The sequence below is a fragment of the Streptomyces bugieae genome, assembly GCF_036352915.1.
GTDB lineage: Bacteria > Actinomycetota > Actinomycetes > Streptomycetales > Streptomycetaceae > Streptomyces > Streptomyces endophytica.
Window position 1 is genome coordinate 1 of sequence record NZ_JAZBJP010000120.1, and the last position, 476, is coordinate 476.

Below are 476 nucleotides of genomic sequence, written 5' to 3' on the forward strand. Positions count from 1 at the left end.
TTCTGCGCCAACATGAACATGCCGTCGAACAGCTTGCCGGGGTCGATCGGCAGGTCTTCCTCGGCCAGGATCGCCGCGCGCACCTTCGGATCCGCGAGGCGCTCGGCCAGCTCCTCACGCGTGCATTCGGCCTGCAGGCGCCGGTAGGTCGGGCGGTGGGTGAAGGCGTGGTGACCGGGAAAGCCCAGCAGCATGCCGAACGGCCGCGCCGCCACCTGCGGGAACAACCGGCTACCGGCCTTGTGCGCCGCCGCCGACAGATCGAGCTGCTCGCGCCACAGGTTGGGGTCGGCGTCGACCTGGATCAGGGCGAAGCTGAGCGCGCAGTCGATCTCCTCGCCGAGGCGGCGCATCCATTCGAGTTCCTTCTTGGGTGCGACGATGTCTTCGCCGGCGGCGCCCTGCGGGGCCAGCTCGAACACCGCCGCCCCACCGGCCGCGGTGGCCCGGCCCAGGGCGAACAACTCGTCCTCGGC

1 pseudogene is annotated in these 476 nt (G+C 70.8%); it reads right to left on the reverse strand.

Features of this window, described 5'->3' with window-relative positions:
• Positions 1-476: pseudogene (locus V2J85_RS40470) on the reverse strand (D-aminoacylase); the annotation flags it as partial.